Origin of the sequence: Xanthomonas sp. SHU 166 (assembly GCF_000364685.1) — a bacterium.
Lineage (GTDB): Bacteria > Pseudomonadota > Gammaproteobacteria > Xanthomonadales > Xanthomonadaceae > Xanthomonas_A > Xanthomonas_A sontii.
The window spans coordinates 1-5,343 of sequence record NZ_AQOJ01000261.1; the positions used below are offsets into that span (position 1 = coordinate 1).

General features: G+C 68.6%; 5 protein-coding genes. 2 read left to right on the forward strand and 3 right to left on the reverse strand.

The annotated features are described in order from the left end of the window. Window positions 1–188 precede the first annotated feature (188 nt). Window positions 189–473 carry a GNAT family N-acetyltransferase gene (locus D180_RS08425; RefSeq protein ID WP_017912450.1) on the reverse strand — a complete coding sequence of 95 codons (285 nt, stop codon included), beginning with the start codon at window positions 471–473 and terminating at the stop codon, window positions 189–191. Between the two features lie 217 nt (window positions 474–690). On the opposite strand from D180_RS08425, the gene D180_RS08430 reads away from it, so the two are divergent. Beyond that, window positions 691–897: a hypothetical protein gene (locus D180_RS08430; RefSeq protein WP_017912451.1), complete on the forward strand. Its 207-nt coding sequence runs from the start codon at window positions 691–693 to the stop codon at window positions 895–897. A 153-nt stretch (window positions 898–1,050) separates the two neighbouring features. Here D180_RS08430 and D180_RS08435 read toward each other — a convergent pair whose 3' ends face one another. After that, the gene (locus tag D180_RS08435; protein ID WP_017912452.1) at window positions 1,051–1,686 is read right to left on the reverse strand and encodes a rhomboid family intramembrane serine protease; all 636 of its coding nucleotides are present in this window, start codon (window positions 1,684–1,686) and stop codon (window positions 1,051–1,053) included. Window positions 1,687–1,694: 8 nt separating this feature from the next. After that, window positions 1,695–3,251: an oligopeptide:H+ symporter gene (locus tag D180_RS08440; protein WP_017912453.1), complete on the reverse strand. Its 1,557-nt coding sequence runs from the start codon at window positions 3,249–3,251 to the stop codon at window positions 1,695–1,697. 168 nt (window positions 3,252–3,419) lie between these two features. Here D180_RS08440 and D180_RS08445 point away from each other — a divergent pair, with 168 nt between their 5' ends. Then, the gene (locus tag D180_RS08445) at window positions 3,420–5,192 is read left to right on the forward strand and encodes a M14 family metallopeptidase (RefSeq protein WP_017912454.1); all 1,773 of its coding nucleotides are present in this window, start codon (window positions 3,420–3,422) and stop codon (window positions 5,190–5,192) included. The last annotated feature ends 151 nt before the right edge of the window (window positions 5,193–5,343 follow it).

The window sequence follows — 5,343 nt, forward strand, 5'->3', positions numbered from 1 at the left end:
TGGCGCCGGTGCGGCAGCCGGTTCCTCGCGTTTGCAGCCGGCCAGTGCCAGCGCCGCCGCGACCGCCAGTGCCGTCCATGCCATCCGCCCGTTGCCCATCGTCTCTGCCCTGCTCACGTCGACTGCCCCTGTTCCTGCAATGCCTGTAAAAGTGGCGCGCATTATCGCGCCGTTGCGGTGCCCAATGCTCAATCGAGCAGCGCCGCGTATTGCGGATGCCGCTGGATGAACACGGCCGCGTACGAACACGCCGGCACCACCTTCCAGCCCTGCACCTGCGCATGCTCCAACGCGGCGGCGACCAGTTGCGCCGCCAGCCCGCGCCCGCCGATCGGGCCAGGCACCCCGGTATGGGTGATGACCATGCGCCCCTGCTCCAGCACGTAGTTGAGTTCGGCGCGATGGCCGTCGACCTGCAGGCTGAAACGGTGCTGCTGCGGATCGTGCGCGATCGGGACGTTCGGTGCGGACATGGGCAAGTGGATGTGTCGCGGAGCATGCAGTGTCCGCTGCGGGTTGCCGCGGCGATGTGAAACACCTGCCCTAGGGCGTCACGCCGCCGACGCGGCGCGTCAACCGTACGCCGCTCAAGTCGTGCCGCGCGCGGCCGATACCACCAGGACAGGCCGAAAACCTGGCATGGGAGTTGCACCTCCCATCACGCAGCGATCCAACTAGGGAACCACGCGCATGAGCGAGACCGAGAGCAAATACGACCAGGGCGACCACAACGCCTCCCTGCTGGAAGGGCTGTTCCAACTGTCGGTCAGCGGCGACCACCAGGGCGGCGAGTTCCTGCAGCTCGACGACGAGGTCTACCAGCGCCTCAAGCGCACCTACGAGAACGCCACCATCGGCAGCGCCAAGGTGCAGTTGCGCGGGCAGCAGACCCGCTGAACCCAGAGGGCGGTCTGACGGACCGCCATCTGCTCCATGCGCGATGCGTGCCCACGACCGCATCGGCGCCACGGCGCTTACCTAGCGCAGCGAATGAGAGATGCGCCGATCGCGCGGCGCCGCACGCCCGTGCGGACGCCACCGCGTCGCGGATCAGCCGCGCCCGAAGCGCGGGTTCGCCAGCTCGCCCAGGAAGTGCTGCAGCACCGACGGCTCCATGATCAGCAGGAACATGACGCCGAACGCCGCGCCGGCCAGGTGCGCGCTGTGGTTGACGTTGTCGCCGCCGCGGCGGTCCATCCAGATGCTGTAGCCGACATAGAACACGGCATACAGGATCGCCGGGATCGGAATCGGGATGAAGAAGAAGAAGATCCCGGTCCACGGCGCCATCAGGATGAAGGCGAACAGCACCGCCGACACCGCACCGGAGGCGCCCAGGCTCATGTAGTTGGGGTTCTTCTGGTTCTTCAGGTAGCTGGGCAGGATCGAGACCACCAACGCCGACAGGTAGAACAGCGGATACACCAGCATGTTGCCGGTCAGCCGCTCCATCAGCACCTCGATCGGGCCGCCGAAGAAGTACAGCGTGACCATGTTGAACAGCAGGTGCGGGAAATCGGCGTGGATGAAGCCGTAGGTCACCAGTCGGTCGTACTGCTTGTGGCGGTCGATCGCCGGCGGCCACAGGATCAGCCGGTCGAGCAGTCGGCGGTTGTTGAACGCCGCCCACGACACCAGCACGGTGAGGACGATCAGGATCAGGTTGACGGGGGTGACGGAGGGCATGCGGGGTCTCAGGCGGGGCGGTAGTGGTCGACCATGCGGTAGCGGCGCGCGTACAGCCCGAACAGCAGTGCGGCGACGAACGCGAAGGCGGCGAAGAAGAACATCAGGAACGCGGTCTCGCTGAGCCCGGTGCTGCCGATGTGCGCGGTGACGCGGTCGTTGCGCACCGCCGCGTTGGACAGCAGCACCCACAGGTTGCCGACGGTGGTGGTGAGGTTCCAGAAACTCATCACCACGCCCTTCATCGACTGCGGCGCCTGGCTGTAGGCGAATTCCAGGCCCGTCGCCGAGACCAGCACTTCGCCGAAGGTCAGCAGCGCATACGGCAGGATCTGCCAGGCGATGGAGAGGGCGTCGCCGCCGTCCATCATCACCTGCAGCGTGCCGACCACGATCCAGGCCAGGCCGCTGAAGGCGATGCCGGCGGTCATCCGCCGCAGCGCGGTCGGCTCGTAGCCGCGCCGGCGCAGCAGCGGATACAGCACCAGGTTGTTGAACGGGATCAGCAGCATCACCAGCGCCGGATTCAGCGCCTGCATCTGCGAGGCGCTGAACCACGCCGGCATCTGCATCTGCTGGCCCTGCAGCACCCAGGTCGAGGCCTTCTGGTCGAACAGCGAGAAGAACGGGGTGACCAGCGCGAACACCACCAGCACCCGCAGCACCGCGCGCACGCCGTCCACCGCCGCGTCCGGATGCAGCGCGCGGGCGCGCTCCAGTTGCCACCAGGTGCCGCCGCCGATGCCGGCCAGCAGCAACACCAGCGCCAGGCACAGGCAGATCACCAGGCCCAGGGTCGGCACGAGGGCGAACGTCGCCAGCGCCAGCAGCACCGCCACGCCGGCCAGGGCCAGGCCGGGACGCCCCTGCCCCGGCGCCTGCCGCAGCAGCGCGGTGCGCACCACCTGGGCGAAACCGTGCGGATCCTTGGGCGGCAGCGGCACGCGCACGTAGCGGTGACGCCCGGCCCAGAACACCAGGGTCGCCACCAGCATCAGGATGCCGGGGATGCCGAACGCCCACGCCGGCCCCAGGTTCTTCAGCGCCAGCGGGATCAGCAGCGAGGCGAACAGCGAGCCGAAGTTGATGATCCAGTAGAAGGCGTCGAACACCACCTTGGCCAGGTGCTTGTTGCCCTGGTCGAACTGGTCGCCCATGAACGAGGCCACCAGCGGCTTGATCCCGCCCGCGCCCAGCGCGATCAGGCCCAGGCCGAGGAAGAAGCCGTTGCGATGGCCCTCGAACAGCGCCAGGCATAGGTGCCCCACGCAGTAGATCAGGCTGAACCAGAGGATGGTGCTGTACTTGCCGAAGAAGCGGTCGGCCAGCCAGCCGCCGAGCAGCGGGAAGAAGTACACGCCGATCATGAAGCTGTGCATGATGTGCTTGGCTTCGGCCTCGCGGCCGGGCGCCGTCACCTCCTGCAGCAGCAGCGAGGTGATCAGGAACTGCACCAGGATGTTGCGCATCCCGTAGAAGCTGAAGCGCTCGCAGGCCTCGTTGCCGATGATGTACGGAATCTGCCGCGGCATGCGCGCGGCGGTGCGCTCCTGCGCCGCGCTCATGCGGCGTGTCTCGTGGTGGCTTGGCTGCTCACGGGCCCTCGTCCAGGCAAAATTTTCAGAAGGTTACCCGATCGTTCCGGCGAATCGAACCGCTAGGACACGCCCTAGGTGCTTTCGCAATCGGCGCGCTGCCCGCATCATGGTGGCCTGTCCCGAGACGGTGCCGAGATGATCCGACCCTGGCTGGCCACCCTGTTGCTGCCGATGCTGCTCTGCAGCATGCCGTCGCTGGCCAGCGAGGCGGGCCTGTCCACCGAAGCCGAGCGCAGCGGATTCGCGCGCACCGGCCGCTACGCCGAAACCATCGCGCTGTGCGATGCCTTCGCGCAGCGCTATCCACAGGCGGTGCGCTGTTTCGACTTCGGCACCACCCCGGAAGGCCGGCCGATGAAGGCGCTGGCGGTATCCACCTCCGGCGCACTGGATCCGGCGGCCGCACAGGCGCGCAAGCTGCCGGTGGTGCTGATCCAGGGCGGCATCCACGCCGGCGAGATCGACGGCAAGGACGCTGGCTTCCTGGCGCTGCGCCAACTGCTCGACGGCCAGGCCGCGCGCGTCGCGCTGGACAAGCAAGTGTGGCTGTTCGTACCGGTGTTCAACGTCGACGGGCACGAGCGCTTCGGCGCCTGGAACCGGCCCAATCAGCGTGGTCCGGAACAGATGGGCTGGCGCACCACCGCGCAGAACCTCAACCTCAACCGCGACTACGTCAAGGCCGACGCGCCGGAGATGCAGGCGATGCTGCGCCTGGTCGAGCAGTGGGACCCGCTCGTGTATGTGGATCTGCACGTCACCGACGGCGCGCAGTTCGAGCACGACGTGTCGATCCAGGTGGAACCGCTGCACGCCGGCGATACCGCGCTGCGCGGCGACGGCCTGCGCCTGCGCGACAGCGTGCTGGCCGATCTGAAGCGGCAGGGCTCGCTGCCGCTGCCCTACTACCCCTCCTTCGTGGTCAACGACGACCCGGCCTCCGGCTTCGAGGACGGGGTGCCGACGCCGCGCTTCTCGCACGGCTATTTCCAGCTGCGCAACCGCTTCGGCATGCTGGTGGAAACGCATTCGTGGAAGCGCTACCCCGAGCGCGTGCGCATCACCCGCAACACCATCGTCTCGGTGCTGCAGCAGGTGGCGCGGCACGGTGCGCAGTGGCGCGCCGACGCGCTGGCCGCCGACGCCCGCGCGCAAGCGCTGGGCGGCAAGACCGTGGCGCTGGACTACCGCACCACCGACGCCTCGCACCTGGTGGACTTCCGCGGCTACGCCTACACGCGCACGCCCTCGCCGGTGTCCGGCGCGCTGATGACCCGCTACGACGAGCGCACCCCGCAACTCTGGCGGGTGCCGCTGCGCGACCAGGTCGTGCCCAGCGTGGAAGTCGCCGCGCCGCGCGCCGGCTACCTGGTGCCGGCGGCGCAGGCCGCCCTGGTCGGCACCAAGCTGCGCCAGCACGGCATCGCCTTCCACACGCTGGAGCACGACGCCACCCTGCGGGTGCAGACCTTCCGCGCCGACACCGCCAGCTTCGCCGCCCGCTCGTCCGAAGGCCACCAGCGGCTCAGCGTCGCCGGCGCCTGGAAGCCGGAGACCCGCGCCGTCGGCGCCGGCGCGCTGTTCGTGCCGATCGCCCAGCCCAAGGCGCGGCTGTTGATGGCGCTGCTGGAACCGCAGGCGCCGGACTCGCTGCTGCAATGGGGCGAGTTCAACAGCGCGTTCGAGCGCGCCGAGTACATGGAGGACTACGTCGCCGAGGACGTGGCGCGGCAGATGCTGGCCAGCGACCCGGCGCTCAAGGCCGAGTTCGAGGACAAGCTCGAACACGACGCGGCCTTCGCCAAGGATCCGCAGGCGCGGCTGGAGTTCTTCTACCGCCGCCACAGTTCCTGGGACGAGCGCTACCGCCTGTACCCGGTCATGCGCAGCGACGAAGCACCGTCCTGACGCGCGGTTCCACCCTCCCCCCGACTCCCCCGATGCGCCTTCCCGTCATCTGCTGAAGAGGCTGTTCGCCCCGATATGAAAACGTTTACAGGATCCCTTTGCCTGACCCTCGCGCTGGCCTCGCCTGCCGTCGCCGCGCCGCCGGCGGCGG